This window comes from Actinoplanes sp. NPDC048988, from assembly GCF_043197815.1.
In the GTDB taxonomy this organism is placed as follows: Bacteria; Actinomycetota; Actinomycetes; order Mycobacteriales; family Micromonosporaceae; genus Actinoplanes.
Genome location: NZ_JBICTW010000024.1, coordinates 71,550 through 88,211 on the forward strand (window position 1 = coordinate 71,550; position 16,662 = coordinate 88,211).

The window sequence follows — 16,662 nt, forward strand, 5'->3', positions numbered from 1 at the left end:
GAGAATTGGCAACCATGACCGAGCACGACATCGTCGTCTACGGCGCTTCCGGCTTCGTCGGTGCGCTGGTGGCACGGCATCTGGCCGAACATTCCCCCGATGGCCTTCGGATCGCGCTGGCCGGCCGCTCCGAAAGCAAACTCGATGCTGTGAAACGCCGGCTCGGCGTCGAATGGCCGATCCTGGTCGCGGACGCCGGTGACGCCGACGCGGTCGCCCGGCTCGCGCGGGCGACGCGGATTCTCGTCACGACCGTGGGGCCGTACGCGAAATACGGCAAGCCATTGGTGGACGCCTGCGCCCGGGCCGGAACCGACTATCTCGACCTGACCGGTGAGGTTCTTTTCGCACGTCAGAGCATTGACGACAACCACGAGGTGGCCCGTGGCACCGGTGCCCGGATAGTGCATTCGTGCGGGTTCGACTCGATCCCGTCCGACCTCGGGGTGCACGTTCTGAGCGAGGCCGTTCGCCGTGACGGCGCGGGCGAGCTCACCGACACCGCGATGGTGGTGACGAGCCTGCGCGGCGGGGTCAGCGGCGGCACCATCGACTCGCTGCGCCATCAGCTCGACACCGTCAAGAGGGATCCGGCGAAAAGGCGGGTCGCGGCCGGCCCGTACTCGCTGAGCCCGGACCGGGCCGCCGAGCCGGACCTCGGCCGGCAGTCCGACATCGCCACCGTTCGGGGCGAGCGAGTGCATCCGTCGCTGCGGGGGACACTCGCGCCGTTCTTCATGGCGTCCTACAACACGCGGGTCGTCCGGCGCAGCAATGCGCTGCGGGGTTACGCGTACGGGCGCGAGTTCCGCTATCGGGAGTTCATGAGTGTGGGCGCGTCGCCCCTGGTGTCCCCGGTGGTCGCCAACGGCGTCAAGCTGGGCTTCGGTGCCCTCGTCGCGGGTCTGATGCTCCCGCCGACGCGATATGTGATCGACCGGGTGCTACCGAAACCGGGTGAGGGGCCGTCCAGCGACAAGGGGCACTTCACCTGCGACCTCTTCGGCCGCACCTCGACGGGCGCCCACTACACGGCCCGGTTCCGGGACGACCACGATCCCGGTTACAGCGGCACGGCGATCATGCTGGGGGAGAGCGCCCTGGCCCTGGCCGTCGACCTGCCGAAGGGTGAGGGTGGCGTGCTGACCCCGGCCACGGCGCTCGGCGACACGCTCGTGGAGCGCCTTCGGGCCGCCGGCGTGGAGATCTCCACCCGCGGTTCCAGCGTCAGTGATGGTCGCCGTGGTTGAGCAGGTGGGAGCGTTCGCCCTCGTGGTCGAGCACGCACAGGACCTCGGCCGGGCCGTCGAGGGCGCCGAACGCGTGCGGGACCATCGTGGAAAACGAGGCGGCCTCGCCCGTGCGGACGGTGATGGTGCGTTCGCCCAAGCGCAGGATGATCGTGCCCGAGAGCACGGTGAACCAGTCGCGGCCCGGGTGGACCCGCAGATCCTTGGGCATCGCACGGGTCACCCGCAGCTTGGCCACGGTCTGGTTGCTCTCGTGGGAGAGCAACCACGTCGTGATGCCGCGAGCCTCGTCGCGGTGCGGGCGGATCACCACGTCGTCGTCGGCGCCCGACTCCACGAGCTGGTCGAGGGTGATGCTGAGCGCCCGCGCGATCGGGGCCAGCTGGTCGAGGGCGATCCGCCGGTGGCCGGTCTCGATGCGGCTGAGCGTGGACGGGCTCAGGTAGCAGCGGGCCGCCAGCTCGTCGAGGGACCAGCCGCGAGCCATCCGCAGGCCCCGGATGCGCTGGCGGACCAGGGCATCGAGTTCGCCGTCTTGCGTCATACGCAAGATGCTATGTCGCTGACGCAAGATGCGGCTACCTTCGAGACATGGCACATACCGCTTTCGCTGAGCTGCTTGACCTCGACGCCGAGGTGTTGCGCGACTACCACAACGAGGTCATCACCTGGGTCGGTTCGCTGGCCCCGGCCCAGCCGAAGATCATCGACCTGGGTGCGGGCACCGGTGTGGGCAGCCGCGCGCTTCTGCGGGCGCTGCCGGGAGCCGAGGTCGTCGCGGTCGACATGGACGACGAGATGCTCGCCCACATCCAGGCCACCGACCCCGGGATCCGGACCGTCCGGGCCGACCTCGACCAGCCCTGGCCCGACCTCGGGCCGGCCGACCTGATCTGGGCCTCGGCCTCGCTGCACCACCTGGCCGACCCGGTTCGCGGGCTGCGGCAGGCCCTCGAAGTGCTGCGGCCCGGTGGGCACCTCGTGGTCGCGGAGCTCGAGTCCTTCCCCAGCTTCCTGCCGGCCGGTCCCGAGGCCGACCTCGAGGGCCGCCTCAACGCGGAACTCGACAAGATGCGGGCCGAGCATGGGCTGCACATGCACGCCGACTGGCCGGCCCTGCTGGCCGAGGCCGGCTTCGTCGTCGAGGCTGACCGCCGGTTCGACATCGACCTGCGGCCGCCGTTGCCGGCCGCGGCCGGCCGCTACGCGGAGATCTCGCTGGGCCGCGGGCTGCACCGGCTCGAGGATCGGCTTTCGGCTGACGACCTGAAGGCCCTCGAGGAGATCGTGGCCGGTATCAAGACCCGCGACGACCTGGTCGTCCGTGCCACCCGGACGGTCATCGTGGGGCGCAAGCCCAGCTGAAAGCCGCAGCCGGGCTAAAGGCCGCCGCTGGGCTGGAGGCCGCCGCCGGGCTGGAGGGTTTCGGCCAGTGCGACGGCGATGGTGGTCAGGTGCTCGGCCAGCTCGTCCGGGTCGCCGGTCATGCCGTGGGTGATCCAGTCGATGATCACCTCGCTGACGCCGGCGACCAGGGCGAGCAGGGTGCGCTCGTACCGGACCTGATCTTCCGGGGTGATCAGCGACCGCAGCATGACCGCGACGAACCGGGCGTCCTCGCGCAGCACCCCGCGGCGCCGGGTCTCCATCCGCGGCGCGTTGATGTAGATGACGTGCGCCGTCTCCGGGTTGTCGCGCAGCAAGCCGACCATCGTGCGCAGGACCGGCCGGAACAGCTCGGCCAGGCCGGCCGGGCTCGGCGGGGCGGCCGCCGCCACCCGGCGCAGCAGCCATTCGTTCCGCTCCCGCTGCACCTCGATCGCCAAGGCCTCACGGTCGCGGAAATGTTCGTAGAAGTACCTTTTTGAGACCTTCGCCCGGGCGCAGACGTCGGTGATGGTCACCTCGTCGTAGTCGCGCGTGCCGAACAGATGCACTGCCGATGCCACGATCCGCTCCCGGCGATCGGAGGAACGTTGCGCGCGCGACCGACCGCCGTACGTCTCCCCGCGGCGGGCCGGAGTAGCGCTCTGTTCGTCCACGACGATTACCGTACGACTTCGTAGATCACCACACACGCCAACGTCCACATTGGGCACTGAGTGTGCAGAATCCATGGCTGCCCGCATGATCAACGGCTGCGCGACGGCCGGCGGGAGGATTTCGGGACGCCAGACGACATATCGAGGAGTAACCACCGAGGTGCTCGGGCGGCGGCAGGCGTTCGCGACATGAGCAATCACTCATGAGCCAGATATGGATCGAGACTGGCTGCAACCGGCCCCTTACGGGCAGGATCGAAATCATGGCCGGCCGTCTTCCTTACCCGCTCACCTTGACGGGAGACGGCATCGTGCTGCGCGAATGGCGATCCGACGACCTCGACGATCTGATCGATCTGCTCGACGAACCCGAGATCGCCCGGTGGACGCCCATGCCGTCGCCGTTCGACGTCGAGGCCGGCATCGCGTACCTCAAGCGCTCTCATCAGGGCCGCGTCAGCGGTTCACGCATTCAGCTCGCGATCACCGCTGACGGCGGGCGACCGCTCGGCGAGGTCCTGCTCTTCGGCGTCGACCTCGGCCTCAAAGAGGCCGAACTGGGCTATCTGGTGGGCAAGGACCATCGCCGGCGCGGGCTGGCGTCGGGGTCACTCGCACTGCTTTCCCAGTACGCCCGGAGCACGCTCGCCTTGAGCAGGCTCCTGCTCCGCATCGACCCGCGTAACACCGCCAGCACCGCCGTGGCCCAGCGCTGCGGTTATCGGCTGACCGGCGAACCGCCGATCCTCCAGGAGGGACCGTACGGCTCAAGCCGGCTCGACACCTGGGAACTCGTCGAGGGCCAGGCCGGCACCCGCCGCGATCGGCTCAAAAATGTCGCAGCCAGGCGGTACGGTCGTCGCACCTGAGCTTCCCTGGAGGTGTGCCATGGTCAGCGTCGATCGTGCACAGGTGACGGCCTACCGCATCGCCGCTCTCGGTCTCGCCGAGCGCGTCGACGCGCGCCCGGCCGACCTGCCCGTCCTCGACCTCGGCGTGCAGGAATACACGCCCGGCTCGGCCCGGGTCGCGCTCGCCGCGCGCACCAGCGGTCCGCTCGCCGACGACCGGCTGATCACCGTGTGGGCCGCCCGCGGCGCGCCTCACCTGCATCGTCGCGCCGACCTGGCGGCCCTGATCAAACAGTTGTGGCCGATCAGCGACGCCGACGCCACCGCGCGCATCCAGAGCGGCCAGATCCCCGAGGGCATGAAGCTGGGTGTCGAGGCCTTCCGGGTCACCGCCGACGCGTTCCGCGAGGTGGTCCACGGCCCGATGCCGCGCGGCGAGGTGAGCGGCGAGGTCAGCAAGCGGGTGCCGCGTGCCCTGACGTATGAGTGCCGGAGCTGCCGGGCGCGACACATCGCGGGCAACGTCTGGCAGCATTCCGGCCTGGCCGGCGGCGTCGAGGTGCAGTCCCGCGGCAAGGACGCGACGCTGGGACCGATCCCTTCCGCGCCTCCACGCCCTCGGGAGAACGAGGGCATCGGCGAGCTGATCCTCACGTACCTGCGGCTCCTGGGTCCGGCGACGCCGCTCGAGGTCGGCAAGTACCTGGGCAGTTCGACCGCCGAGATGAAATCGGTCTGGCCGGTCGAGCGGCTGGCCGAGATCACCGTGGACGGTAAGAAGAAGTGGCTGCCCGTCGAGGCGGTGGACGATCTCGCACGAGCAGCGCGGGCCGATGGCGTCCGCTTTGTTCCGCCGATGGACGCGCTGCTGCAAGCCCGCGATCGCGACGTGCTGGTGCCCGACCGCGCTCAGCAGAAAGAGGTGTGGCGCGTCATCGGCAACCCCGGGGCGCTCCTGCTCGACGGGGAGATCGTCGGCGTCTGGCGGGCCAAGCTCGCCGGTCGCAAGCGGGTCGACCTGACGATCACCGCGTTCGACAAGGTCTCGGCCGGCCGCCGTAAGCAGGTCGAGGCCGAGGCCGCGGAGGTGGCGCGGGCCCGCGAGGTTCCGGAAGTGACAGTCACGTTCGATTGATCTCACGTCGTGGGTGCGGACTCCCGGATCTTGGTTTTCCGGACCTGGGTGGCAGCCTCGTTGGATCTCTTTGGCCTGGTCATATGCGGATCAGCGTGGCGAGCCAGAATCAAGAGGTATCCGGGAGGCAACATCTGAGTAACAATGGCATTGATCGGAGTGCGTGCCGTTCGATCAGGGCCGCTGGCCGAGGCGGAGGTGGCGTCATGTTGAGCAGGGAAGACAGCCGTCGACTGGCGCAGTTGGAGCGCCAGCTGCAGCAGGATGATCCGGAGTTCTGCGCCCGCATGAGCAGCGGGCAGCTCGACCCGCCGCGGTCGAGACGTCCACCCCTCACCTTGATCCTCACGGCGGTCGTCGTCTGGATCGCCGCCGTGACCCTCGGCGTCCTCGGCTGGTGGATCGCCGCCGCGGTTTCCGCCGTCTTCGCGACGACAGTGGTCATTGCCGCCATCACCCAGAGAAAGCCCCGCCACCGGCGCCAGCCCCCGACCTGACACTCGCGTAGGCCCGCCGCTGTGGGGATTCGCGGCTGGGAGGATTCGCCGCTGTGGGGATTCGCCGCTGTGGGGATTCGCGGCTTTAGGGATGAAGATGCCCGCCGGCTGGGGAGAGGCGGCTCGGCCGTGGCGAGGGCGCCTGGCAGTTGGGGAGAAGGCGGCTGCGGGAGAAGGCGGCTGCGGTCGCGGGGCGAGCAGGGGCTGCGGCGGCCTGGCGATTGATGCGTGTGACGTGGAAAAGACGGCGCCGGGTAGGAGTCGGCGCCGTCTCTTCGTTGGGCTGGAAGTGCTGGTATCCCGGCGGCAGGTCAAGCCCGGGCTCGGGAGCGGAAGACCCACACGCGCAGCATCAGGAAGCGGACCGCTGTGGCCAGCAGGTTGGCCGCTACCAGGACGACGAGTTCGAGCGGCTTCGAGTGGGTGGGGGCGGCGGTGTTCAGCGCGGCCAGCGAACCGCTGGTCAGGAGCAGGCCCACGCCGAAGACGATCAGGCCCTGGGCCTGGTGTCGCCAGGCGCCGTCGTTGCCGCGGACGCCGAAGGTCAGGCGGCGGTTGACGGCCGTGTTCGCGATGGCCGTGACGAGCAGGGCGATGAAGTTCGCCCACTGCGGGCCGGCGAAAGTGCGCAGGATCGCGTACAGGGCCAGGTAGGCCAGGGTGCTGGCCACGCCCACGCCGGCGAAGCGGATGAGCTGGCCGGTCAGGCCGGTGGGCACACCTGCGACCGGCAGCGGGTTGCGGCCCAACTGCTCGCGCAGCGTGGCCAGCGGCAGCCGGCCGGAGCCGAAAGCGCGCAGCAAGCGGGCGATGCCCTTGAGGTCGGCCATCGCCGTGGAGACGATGTCGACCCGGCTGTCCGGATCGTCCACCCAGTCCACCGGCACCTCGTGGATGCGCAGGCCGGCCCGTTCGGCCAGCACCAGCATCTCGGTGTCGAAGAACCAGCCGGTGTCCTCGACCATCGGCAGCAGGCGCTCCGCCACGTCGCCGCGGATCGCCTTGAAGCCGCACTGCGCGTCGGTGAAACGGGCCGACAGCGTGCCGCGCAGGATCAGGTTGTAGCTGCGGGAGATGAACTCGCGCTTCGCCCCGCGCACCACCCGCGAGCCGCGGGCCAGCCGTGAGCCGATCGCCAGGTCCGAGTGCCCGCTGATCAGCGGGGCGACCAGCGGCAGCAGCGCGCCCAGGTCGGTCGACAGGTCGACGTCCATGTACGCGAGCACGGCCGCGTCCGAATGGGTCCAGACGTATTTGAGCGCGCGGCCCCGGCCCTTCTCGGCCAGGTGCACCCAGCGCACCTCGGACAGTTCGGTCGACAGCAGCCGGGCCACGTCGGCGGTCGAGTCGGTGCTCGCGTTGTCGGCGATCGTGATCCGGAAGCGGTACGGGAAATAGGCCCGCAGGTACGCGTGCAGGCGCTGCACGCACGGGCCGAGATCGACCTCTTCGTTGTAGACCGGGACGACGACGTCGAGCACCGGTGCATCGACGTGGGTCGTGGCAACGTCAGGCGTGGGCTGCGTCGAAAGGCTCATGTCGACAACCATGATCGTGGTGGCTGAGCGGGCTTTGTGCCGTTCCTGTGGCGGCACTGTGAGTCGAGCCAGTCCGAAATGGAACGGGCGGCTCCCCGCGAGGGGGAGCCGCCCGTCCTTCCGGGGTGAATCAAGCAGTCAGGTCGTAGACCGTCGTGTTGCCCACGGTCTTGGCCGTGTAGTTGGCCGCCACCCACTCGGCGATCTGCGAGGAGTAGTTGCTGCCGCTGGAGCTGCCGCCCCGTCCGCCGAGACCGCCACTGCCGATGAAGTAGTGGATCTTGCCGTCGGCGACGTACTGCTGGAACTGGGCCAGCGTGGGGGAGGGATCGGTGCCGTTGAAGCCGCCGATCGCCATCACCGGGTCACCGGTGGCGAGCTGGTAGCCGGACGCGCTCTGCGAGCCGACCGCGGCCGCCACCCAGGTGTACTTGTCGGCGTCCGCTTCGAGCAGCGCCTTCATCTCGTCGCTGACCGTCGCGGCGTCGAGCAGACCACCCATGCCGCCACCGCCGCGCATCCCGCCACGGCCGTCGCCGCCGGGGAAGCCGCCATTCGCAGCGCCGCCGTTGCCGGTGCCGCCGTTGCCGGTGCCGCCGTTGCCGGTTCCGCCGTTTCCAGTGGTTCCGCCGTTGCCGGTGCCGTTCTGGCCGCCGCCCGGGAAGCCGGGGAACCCGCCCTGGTTGCCGGTGCCGCCATTGCCCGTACCACCAGTGCCGTTGCCGTTCTGCCCGCCGAGGAAACCGCCGCCGCCCGGGAAGCCGCCCTGACCGCGGCCGGGGAATCCGCCCCGGCCGCCGCCGAAGCCGAAACCGCCGGTGGACGGGCCGGCCGACGGGATGGAACCGGTGTGTGCGGTTGAGGCCGTCTGTACCGCGTACGCCGCCGGACCCGCAAGCACCGCGGCCAGAGAGACCCCCGCCGCCAGAGCCGCGATCCGCGCCGGCAGGCGCAGGGCCGCGAGCAGCGCCACCGCCCCGGCCATACCGCCCACCAGGACCACCCACCGCAGCCAGGGCAGGAAGTCGGCGCTGCGCGACAGCAGATGGAAGGACCACCAGGCGCTCACCGCGACCGTCGCCGCCAGCGTGATCGACGCGATCGCGTTCGACCGGTGCTTCCAGAGCAGCGCCACGCCCATGCCGACTACCGCGCCGACCGCCGGCGCCAGGGCGACCGTGTAGTAGGCGTGGAAGATGCCCTGCATGAAACTGAAGACCAGGCCCGTGACCAGCAGCCAGGTGCCCCACACGATCAGGCCGGCCCGCTGCCGGTCGGTGCGCGGCCGGCGGGCCGTCAGGACCAGCCCGGCCACCAGCACGATCAGCGCCGCCGGGAGCAGCCAGGAGATCTGACCGCCCTGCGAGCTGTCGAACATCCGCAGGATCCCGGTCTCGCCCCACATCCCGCCGCCCGCACCGCCGCCACCGCCACCGACGCTGCCGGTCTCGTCACCGTTGAGCCGGCCGAGGCCGTTGTAGCCCAGCGCCAGCTCGAGGATGCTGTTGTTCTGCGAGCCGCCGATGAACGGCCGGTGTGCGGCCGGCACCAGTTCGACGATGGCGATGTACCAGCCGGCCGAGACGACCAGCGCCCCCACCGCCGCCAGCAGCTGCCAGATCCGCTTGCCCAGCTTGGGCGGGCCCGCGATCAGATAGGCCAGGCCGTACGCCGGTACCACCAGCAGTGCCTGCAGCATCTTGGCCAGGAAGCCGAAGCCGACGAAGGCGCCCGCGAGCATCAGCCACTTCGTGGAGCCGTTCTCGATGGCCCGTACGGTCGCGTACGCGCCGGCCACCATGCAGAGCACGAGCAGCGCGTCGGGGTTGTTGAAGCGGAACATCAGCGCCGCGATCGGGGTGGAGGCGAGCACCGCGCCGCCGATCAGGCCGGCCGCCGGTCCGTACCACCGCTTCACCGTGGCGTAGACCAGCGCGACGCTGGCCACGCCCATCAGCGCCTGCGGGATCAGGATGCTCCACGCGTTGACGCCGAAGATCCGCGCCGAGATCTCCATGAACCACAGCGATCCGGGCGTCTTGTCCACAGTGATCGAGTTGGCGGCGTCGGAGGAGCCGAAGAAGAACGCCTCCCAGCTCTTCGTGCCGGCCTGCACGGCGGCCGAGTAGAACGCGTTGGCCCAGCCGTTCTTGCCGAGGCCCCAGATGTAGAGGACGCCGGTGACCAGCAGCAGGCCGAGCAGGGAGGGCCGGGCCCAGCCCGGGTCGCCGCTCGGGCCGAGGTAAAGCCGTTGGAAGCGCGTTCTCGGCACCGGCGACAAAGCCGGCGACAAAGCCGGCGACAAAGGCGGCGACAAAGGCTGCGGCGCCGCCGTCGGCGGGGTGGGCAACGTCGAAGTCATCGAGGCTCTCCACGGAAGGAGGATCAATACCTCGCCACTGTCGACGCTGCCCCTGTCGCGCCCTTATGTCGTTCCTGTAAGCCCGCTGTGAGTTACGAGGAGTGGCGCTTCGCGGAGGCGACGGCGAGGCGCTCGAGCACACCGACCGTCGGCTCCCAGCCCATGCACGCGTCGGTGACCGACTGGCCGTACGTCAACGGGCCTCCGAGGTTCTGCCGGCCCGGGACGAGGAAGCTCTCCAACATCACGCCGCTGATGCCGCGCTGGCCCGCCTCCATCTGGCCGGCCACGTCCTCGGCCACCAGCGGCTGGCGCAGGTGGTCCTTGCCGCTGTTGCCGTGCGAGCAGTCGATCACCAGGCGCTCCGGCAGGCCGGCCGCCCGCAGCAGCTCCAGCGAGTGCGCGACGTCCTCGGCGCTGTAGTTGGGCTTTCCGCCGCCGCCGCGCAGCACCAGGTGGGTGTCGGGGTTACCCGAGGTGTGCAGGATGGCCGGGGTCCCCGAGTAGTCGATGCCGGGGAAGACGTGCGGCACCTCGGCCGCCTGGATGGCCTCGATCGCGGTGGCGATGCTGCCGTCGGGGCGGTTCTTCATGCCGATCGGCATGGACAGGCCGGAGGCGAGCTGGCGGTGGACCTGCGATTCGACGGTACGGGCTCCGATCGCCCCCCAGGCCACGGTGTCCGCGTAGTACTGCGGCGTGATCGGGTCGAGGAATTCCACGGCGGTCGGCAGCCCGCGGCCCACGATCTCCAGCAGGAGCCGCCGGGCGATCCGCAGGCCGGTGCCGACGTCGCCGGTGCCGTCCAGGGCGGGGTCGTTGATCAGGCCCTTCCAGCCGACCGTCGAGCGCGGCTTCTCGAAGTACACCCGCATCACGATCAGCAGGTCGTCGCTGAGCCGCTGCGCCTCCTTCTCCAGCAGCGACGCGTATTCGCCGGCGGCGGCCGGGTCGTGCACCGAGCACGGGCCCACGACGACCAGCAGGCGCGGATCTCGGTGGTTCAGCACGTCCTCGACCTGCTTGCGGCCGGCCAGCACGGTGTCGTGCAGGTCGGAGGTCAGCGGCAGCTCGTGGTGCAGCAGGGCCGGGCTCATCAGCGGGACGACCTTCTCGATGCGCTGGTCGCGGACGCGCTGAACCTCGGGGGCAGTCATTCGGTCACTCCTTGGACGGTGGCGGAGAAGATGCCGGCCCAAGAAAGGAGCCGGCGGCAAACAAAAAGGCAGCGACGTCAAGTCGCTGCCTCGGGCCGGCTCTGGCGGATGTCTCAGTGCATGGCTGAGGCACCGGCGGGAGCCGGCCCACTAAACCACGAATACCAACGAGACACGTCGGACAGCATAGCGCGTCAGCTGGGAAGTGGAGCCAGCTGCTGCTCAGCAGGTGGGACGGCGGGCCGGGGCGCGTCGTACGGGAGCATGACGCTGAACACCGTACGGCCGGGTTCGCTCTGTACGGCCACCTGGCCCCGGTGGGCGGTGACGACCGCGTGCACGATCGACAGGCCCAGGCCGGTGCTGCCGGCGGCCCGCGACCGGGAGCTGTCGCCGCGGGCGAACCGTTCGAAGATGTGCGGCTGGAGCTCGGCCGGGATGCCGGGCCCGCTGTCGATCACGTGGATCACCGCCGCGTCCGGCATGGTGGTGACGGCCACGGTCACGGTCGTGCCCTCGGGCGTGTGGGTGCGCGCGTTGGCCAGCAGGTTGGCCAGCACCTGGTGCAGCCGGGCCCCGTCGCCGTAGACGATGACCGGCTCCTCGGGCAGGTCGAGCTGCCAGTAGTGCCGCGGCCCGGCGGCGTGGGCGTCGCTGACCGTGTCGACCACGAGCATGGTCAGGTCGACCGGGTCGTGCGCGAGCGGGCGGCCGGCGTCGAGGCGGGCGAGGAGCAGCAGGTCCTCGACGAGCAGGGTCATCCGCTTGGCCTCGGACTCGACCCGGTTGAGCACATGCGCGATCTCCTCCGAGATCGGTGCCCGGCTGCGCCGGCTGAGCTCGGCGTACCCGCGGATGGCGGCCAGCGGCGTACGCAACTCGTGGCTGGCGTCGGCCACGAACTGCCGTACCTGCATCTCGCTGGCGTGCCGGGCCTCCAGGGCGTTGCCGACGTGGTCGAGCATCTGGTTGAGGGCGGCGCCGACCTGGCCCACCTCGGTGCGCGGGTCGGTGTCGCTCTCGGGCACGCGCTGGGCCAGTTCGACCTGCCCGCGGTCGAGCTTGAGCTCGGAGACCTGGGTCGCGGTGGCGGCGACGCGGTCGAGCGGAGCGAGGGTACGCCTGACGATGAACGCACCCGCCCACCCGGCCACACCGATCGCGATGAGGATGGCCCCGGCCGTGACCAGCGCGATCCGCAACAGCGTGTCGTTGACCGGCTTGAGAGACAGCGCGGTGACTCGTACCGCCCCGTCGTATTGAACGCTCGCTGTGGCCCGGTAGGAATCGCCGTCGACGGTGATGTTGACCTTGTCGCCGACCGCGACGGACTTCAGTTCCGCGAGTGCGGTGTCACCGAGGGGCTCGAATTCGGTGCTGTAGCCGGTGGTCGTCTGGACGGTCTTGACCTTGCCGCCGTCGGTGAACTCCCCGTTGACGAAGTAGACCGTGATGGCGCCGGTCTCCAGGCCGGGGTACGGCTTGCTGCGGCCGTTGTCCTCCTGCCCCGGGTTGAAGCTCAGTCGCGGTGTGCCGGGGAAATTACGGCCCGGTACGCCGTCGAGCTTGGCGTCGGTCTGGCTGTAGAGCTGGTCGTGCAGGAAGACGTACGCCGTGGTGCCGACCGCGAGGCCGAGGATCGTGAGCAGCGTGATGATGATGGCGACGATCCGGGTGCGCAGCGGCCAGCCGCGCGGGCTGCGCCACCGGGCCGGATGTTCAGTCCGCGGGCTTGAGGACATACCCGGCTCCGCGCATGGTGTGGATCATCGGGGAGCGGCCCGCGTCGATCTTCTTGCGGAGGTACGAGATGTAGAGCTCCACCACGTTGGCCTGGCCGCCGAAGTCGTAGTTCCAGACCCGGTCGAGGATCTGGCTCTTGCTCAGCACCCGCCGCGGGTTGCGCATCAGGTAGCGCAGCAGCTCGAACTCGGTGGCGGTCAGCGTGACCAGGTCGCCGCCGCGCCGCACCTCGTGGCTGTCCTCGTCCAGGGACAGGTCGCCGACGATCAGCTGCGAGTCGGTACGCATCGGCGAGTGACCCATCCGCCGCATGAGGCCGCGCAGCCGGGCCACCACCTCTTCCAGGCTGAACGGCTTGGTCACGTAGTCGTCGCCGCCGGCCGTGAGGCCGGTGATCCGGTCCTCGACCGCGTCCTTGGCCGTCAGGAAGAGCACCGGCACCTCGGGCGATTCGCCGCGCAGCCGGCGCAGCACCTCGAGCCCGTCGATGTCGGGCAGCATCATGTCGAGGACGACGGCGTCCGGGCGGAAGTCGCGGGCGGTGCGAACGGCCGAGAGACCGTCGCCGGCGCTCTTGACGTCCCAGCCCTCGTAGCGCAGCGCCATCGACAGCAGCTCGGCCAGGGTCGGCTCGTCGTCGACCACGAGGACCCGGACGGGGCTGCCGTCGGGCCGCCGGAGCTCGGTGCTGGAATCTGCGTTCGCCATCGTCATGCCCCTACTTTCGCGGGCCACGCTTTGCGCCGGCTTTCTGATTCCTGTGTACCACCTGTGGATCAGAAGCACAGGAAACGCATGAATTCCGCACAGCGGACAGACACCGTACGCCCTGATCGTGGTCCCTATGACGCAGACGACGAAGCACCTCGGATGGCGGCGGCGCACCGGTTTCCTGGCCCTGGGCACCGCTCTCGCCCTGACCGCGGCCTTCGGGCCGGCCACGCTCGGCACCACACGGTACGCCGCGAGCGAGGTGGCCGGCTACGCGACGGTGACCGCGGCCGACACCATCACCGCCACCCCGGTGCTGGCCGAGGTCGCCGCCGCTGGAGTGTCGAAGACCCCCGAAAGCGTATAAAAAGCCCATAATGGTTGCATGCGACGGATACTTGTGATCTTGGCCGTCGCCGCGGCGCTCACCCTGTCAGCGGCGCCCGCCTCGGCCGCCGGCGGAGGCGACGACGTCGTCGAGGTCGGCCTCCACCAGCGGGTCGTCCAGCTCGTGGCCGATGGGGACAGCACCTGCGCGCTGACCGAGAGCGGCGAGGTCTACTGCTGGGGTGCCGGCTATCCGCCCCAGCGGCCGGCCGGCAACACCACGCTGCTGCTGGTCGCGATCGGCGCTCTGATGATCGCCGCCGGCGCGTCGATGCTGCTGGTCAGCCGTTCGTCGCCGACAGCGCGGCGTCGCGCAGCTGCGACGCACCCTGCTTCAGGCGCTCCGTGTAGTTCGGCCGATTCCAGTTCGGCCACTTGACCTGCCCGATCGCCTGCTCGGTGCCGGACGCGGTCAGCGACACGGTCACGCCGGGGCTGGTCGACAAGGTCAAATTCCCGTTCCTGGGTACGGCGACACGGCGCGTGGACGGGTCGGCGAAACCGAGCATCGCCCACGGCACCCGAACGGTGAGACGGTCGTCGTCGAGGTGCCACAGCGCCCGGCTGTCCGCCTTGTCGTCCGACGGATCCCAGCTTCCGTGCACGAGCAGACCGGCGTTCTGGAGCTCCACCGGCTGCTTGGCCTTGGTCGTCGGCACGGTGTGGGCCCGGTTGGTGATCAGCTCGAACGGCTTCCAGCCCGCCGGCGCCGGCCCGCGCGCCGACTCCGGCACGGCGAAGTCCAGCTTCAGCGGGTCGAGCTGGTCGCGCAGGTACGCCTGGCCGGTGTGCCCGACCAGGTTGAGCGCGAAGACCGCGTCCGGCCGGCGGTCGGTGCTGCCGGCCATCGGCGGCCCGGTGACGGCGTCCAGCACGTCGAACCCGACGATCATCGACCCGGGCGGCGACTTCGCGAGCTTGACGTCGAGGGTCACGTACGCCTCATCGGTAGTGGCCTTGACCTCGCGCGCCGGCCAGGCGCCGTCGCTGTCGAGCAACTGCTGCTCGGCCGCGTCCCGGGCGCCGGCCGGATCCATCGCGAGCACCCCGAAGTGTTGCTCGTTGGTGAGCGGGTCGTGCCACAGCTGGCGGCGCGCCCCGTCCTGGTGCCCGACGGTGTTCCACGTGTAGCGGTACCACTCGTCCATCCAGCCGAACAGGAAACCGCCCGCGAGCCCCTGGTTCTTCATCATCCGCAGCAGGTCCGCATTGATCCGCATCGCCTCGTGCTCGCTGTGGTCGCCCTGCGAGCGGCCCAGCGGCCCGCTGTGCGCCGAGCCGATCGAGGACGGCACGCCGAACTCCGTGATCATTGTCGGCATCGTGGAGTGGTGCTTGCGCAGCGCGGCCACATATCCGGCGTACGGATCGGCCTGTCCCTCGTACTGGAAATTGTTGAGATCGGGCTCGTAGCGAAGGAAGTCCGGATAGTACGGGTACGCGTGGTAGCTGGCGAAGGTGCCGGCCGGCCAGTCGGCGGTGGGCAGCACGTGGTTGGCGTCGATCTGGAGCAGGTCCTCCTGGTCGAGCGGCTCCGCCGGATGCCGCAGCGGGTCGGTGGTGGCCCAGTTGACGAAGGCGATCGGCTGGCTGACGCCCTTCTTGGCCACGTAGCCGGCCAGCTCGTCCATCCGGGCCGCGAGCCAGCGCTCGGTCGGCGTGGACTTGGGCGTGTTCCGGAAATACTTGCCGGTGTACCGCTTCACCGACGCGTTGCGCTGGTCGGAGGCGGCGCCGGCGCGCGGATCGAGCTCGGCCCCGATGATCCAGCCGACCAGCCACGGCGTCACATCGGTGTTCCAGACGCCGCCGGGCCGGCCGGGCCGGGTCGAGCGGCTGAAATCGCCCGAGACGGCCCGGGCCGCGGCCTCCAGCTCCTGCCGGAACGTCGTGGTCACCCGGGCGTCGAAGAGGTTCTTCTCGCCGATGTACGACACGTCGGTCATCGACACGCCCTGCACCAGGAAGAGCGGCCGCTCCGGGTTGTCCTGGTTGTAGGCGGCCAGCTGCTCGTAGAAGGCGGGCGGGTGGATCTTGTAGATGCGCACCACCCGGATGCCGAGCCAGCCCATCGCCGCGAACCAGGCCCGGTACTGCGCGGCCGAGATGGCCGGCTCGCCGGGCAGATGGCCCGGCGTGGTGTCGCTCAGATCGACGCCGGGAAGGAAATCCCGGTCGCCGCCCGCGGTGTGCACCTGGAAGGACTGCCCGTCCGTGCTGGCGACCATCCGCAGGCCGCCGGCCTCGCGCGGGGCCGGCGCCCACGAGGTGCCCGACGGCGGCGAGGGGATCTTTCGCATCCCGGAGATCAGGAAGGCGGGCGAGTTCACCGCCGGCGTCGACGTGCCCCCGGCCAGCATCAGGCACAGGGAGATCGCGAAGACACCCACGACTGCCGCCTTCAGCCGCCCGAATCGTGGACGGGCCGGCGCGGACACGAACTGACTCGGAAAGTCCCCCACGCTGGCATTGTCTGACGGCTGGGTTGCCATATGAGCCGTTTTGTCGGGAAGCTTGGATCAACGGAACACTCGCCGTTCGGCCGTTGTTGTGCAAGCGTTGTTGCAGGCGCGTGGGCAGAGGAGCGTGGGACGTGGATCTTCTGGAGGACTACCGCAAGGCGACCTTCTACTTCGAGTCCGGCGACCCGCTCGGGGCCGCGCGCCTGCTCGAGCCGATAGTCGAGGCGGAGCCGCACAACTCGGCCGTACGGCTTCTGCTCGCCCGGGCCTATTTCAACTCGGCCCAGCTCAACGGGGCCGAGAAGCAGCTCAGAGAGCTCGTGGACCATGATCCATCGGATCACTACGCGCACCACGTGCTCGGCCGGACCCTGGAGAGGGCCGGCCGCTTTCGTGAGGCCCTGCCGCACCTGCGCCTGGCCGCCGCGATGAAGCAGCACACCGACTACTCCGAGGCCGTGCACCGGGTCGAGGAGTGGCTGGGCAAGTCCGAGTCGTCGCCGTCGCCCGAGTCATAGGATCGTCAA

At 70.0% G+C, this 16,662-nt stretch carries 16 protein-coding genes; 8 read left to right on the forward strand and 8 right to left on the reverse strand.

Annotated elements, in window-relative coordinates:
• Positions 1-14 precede the first annotated feature (14 nt).
• On the forward strand, positions 15-1,250 hold the full coding sequence (locus ACGFJ7_RS43045; protein WP_392647943.1) for a saccharopine dehydrogenase family protein: 1,236 nt from the start codon (positions 15-17) through the stop codon (positions 1,248-1,250).
• On the opposite strand, the gene ACGFJ7_RS43050 is transcribed toward ACGFJ7_RS43045, so the two are convergent.
• Complete coding sequence (locus ACGFJ7_RS43050; protein WP_360245882.1) at positions 1,228-1,794, reverse strand: XRE family transcriptional regulator; 567 nt, start codon at positions 1,792-1,794, stop codon at positions 1,228-1,230. The genes ACGFJ7_RS43045 and ACGFJ7_RS43050 overlap by 23 nt on opposite strands.
• 47 nt (positions 1,795-1,841) lie before the next feature.
• Here ACGFJ7_RS43050 and ACGFJ7_RS43055 point away from each other — a divergent pair, with 47 nt between their 5' ends.
• On the forward strand, positions 1,842-2,615 hold the full coding sequence (locus tag ACGFJ7_RS43055; protein ID WP_392647946.1) for a class I SAM-dependent methyltransferase: 774 nt from the start codon (positions 1,842-1,844) through the stop codon (positions 2,613-2,615).
• Between the two features lie 14 nt (positions 2,616-2,629).
• On the opposite strand, the gene ACGFJ7_RS43060 is transcribed toward ACGFJ7_RS43055, so the two are convergent.
• Positions 2,630-3,292, reverse strand: a complete 663-nt coding sequence (locus ACGFJ7_RS43060) for a TetR/AcrR family transcriptional regulator (protein WP_392647949.1) — start codon at positions 3,290-3,292, stop codon at positions 2,630-2,632.
• 203 nt (positions 3,293-3,495) lie between these two features.
• Here ACGFJ7_RS43060 and ACGFJ7_RS43065 point away from each other — a divergent pair, with 203 nt between their 5' ends.
• The 3 genes from ACGFJ7_RS43065 (at position 3,496) to ACGFJ7_RS43075 (ending at position 5,775) form a co-directional block, all read left to right on the forward strand.
• Positions 3,496-4,161, forward strand: coding sequence for a GNAT family N-acetyltransferase (locus ACGFJ7_RS43065; protein ID WP_392647952.1), 666 nt, complete (start codon positions 3,496-3,498; stop codon positions 4,159-4,161).
• A gap of 43 nt (positions 4,162-4,204) precedes the next feature.
• Positions 4,205-5,278 carry a DNA glycosylase AlkZ-like family protein gene (locus ACGFJ7_RS43070; protein WP_392647955.1) on the forward strand — a complete coding sequence of 358 codons (1,074 nt, stop codon included), beginning with the start codon at positions 4,205-4,207 and terminating at the stop codon, positions 5,276-5,278.
• 206 nt (positions 5,279-5,484) lie between these two features.
• Positions 5,485-5,775 (forward strand): DUF3040 domain-containing protein, encoded by a 291-nt coding sequence (locus tag ACGFJ7_RS43075; protein WP_360245867.1) that lies wholly within the window; start codon positions 5,485-5,487, stop codon positions 5,773-5,775.
• A 311-nt stretch (positions 5,776-6,086) separates the two neighbouring features.
• Here ACGFJ7_RS43075 and ACGFJ7_RS43080 read toward each other — a convergent pair whose 3' ends face one another.
• The 5 genes from ACGFJ7_RS43080 to ACGFJ7_RS43100 all read right to left on the reverse strand — a co-directional run bounded on the left by ACGFJ7_RS43080 (position 6,087) and on the right by ACGFJ7_RS43100 (position 13,289).
• Positions 6,087-7,313 carry a bifunctional glycosyltransferase family 2/GtrA family protein gene (locus ACGFJ7_RS43080; protein WP_360245864.1) on the reverse strand — a complete coding sequence of 409 codons (1,227 nt, stop codon included), beginning with the start codon at positions 7,311-7,313 and terminating at the stop codon, positions 6,087-6,089.
• 130 nt (positions 7,314-7,443) lie between these two features.
• Positions 7,444-9,675, reverse strand: coding sequence for a glycosyltransferase family 39 protein (locus ACGFJ7_RS43085; protein WP_392647958.1), 2,232 nt, complete (start codon positions 9,673-9,675; stop codon positions 7,444-7,446).
• Positions 9,676-9,767: 92 nt separating this feature from the next.
• On the reverse strand, positions 9,768-10,832 hold the full coding sequence (locus ACGFJ7_RS43090; RefSeq protein WP_392647961.1) for a 3-deoxy-7-phosphoheptulonate synthase: 1,065 nt from the start codon (positions 10,830-10,832) through the stop codon (positions 9,768-9,770).
• A gap of 194 nt (positions 10,833-11,026) precedes the next feature.
• The gene (locus tag ACGFJ7_RS43095) at positions 11,027-12,574 is read right to left on the reverse strand and encodes a HAMP domain-containing sensor histidine kinase (protein WP_360245855.1); all 1,548 of its coding nucleotides are present in this window, start codon (positions 12,572-12,574) and stop codon (positions 11,027-11,029) included.
• Complete coding sequence (locus ACGFJ7_RS43100; RefSeq protein ID WP_360245852.1) at positions 12,552-13,289, reverse strand: response regulator transcription factor; 738 nt, start codon at positions 13,287-13,289, stop codon at positions 12,552-12,554. The genes ACGFJ7_RS43095 and ACGFJ7_RS43100 overlap by 23 nt, the downstream gene beginning before the upstream one ends.
• Before the next feature lie 130 nt (positions 13,290-13,419).
• Here ACGFJ7_RS43100 and ACGFJ7_RS43105 point away from each other — a divergent pair, with 130 nt between their 5' ends.
• Together ACGFJ7_RS43105 and ACGFJ7_RS43110 are read left to right on the forward strand one after the other, a co-directional pair.
• Positions 13,420-13,653 carry a hypothetical protein gene (locus tag ACGFJ7_RS43105; RefSeq protein WP_360245849.1) on the forward strand — a complete coding sequence of 78 codons (234 nt, stop codon included), beginning with the start codon at positions 13,420-13,422 and terminating at the stop codon, positions 13,651-13,653.
• An 18-nt stretch (positions 13,654-13,671) separates the two neighbouring features.
• A complete protein-coding gene (locus ACGFJ7_RS43110) occupies positions 13,672-14,052 on the forward strand; it encodes an RCC1 domain-containing protein (RefSeq protein ID WP_360245846.1) in 381 nt (126 codons plus the stop codon).
• Here the strand turns inward: ACGFJ7_RS43110 and ACGFJ7_RS43115 are convergent.
• The gene (locus ACGFJ7_RS43115; RefSeq protein ID WP_392647965.1) at positions 13,955-16,135 is read right to left on the reverse strand and encodes a hypothetical protein; all 2,181 of its coding nucleotides are present in this window, start codon (positions 16,133-16,135) and stop codon (positions 13,955-13,957) included. The two genes, ACGFJ7_RS43110 and ACGFJ7_RS43115, sit on opposite strands and share 98 nt — an antisense overlap.
• Before the next feature lie 131 nt (positions 16,136-16,266).
• Here ACGFJ7_RS43115 and ACGFJ7_RS43120 point away from each other — a divergent pair, with 131 nt between their 5' ends.
• Positions 16,267-16,653: a tetratricopeptide repeat protein gene (locus ACGFJ7_RS43120; RefSeq protein WP_360245840.1), complete on the forward strand. Its 387-nt coding sequence runs from the start codon at positions 16,267-16,269 to the stop codon at positions 16,651-16,653.
• Positions 16,654-16,662 lie beyond the last annotated feature (9 nt).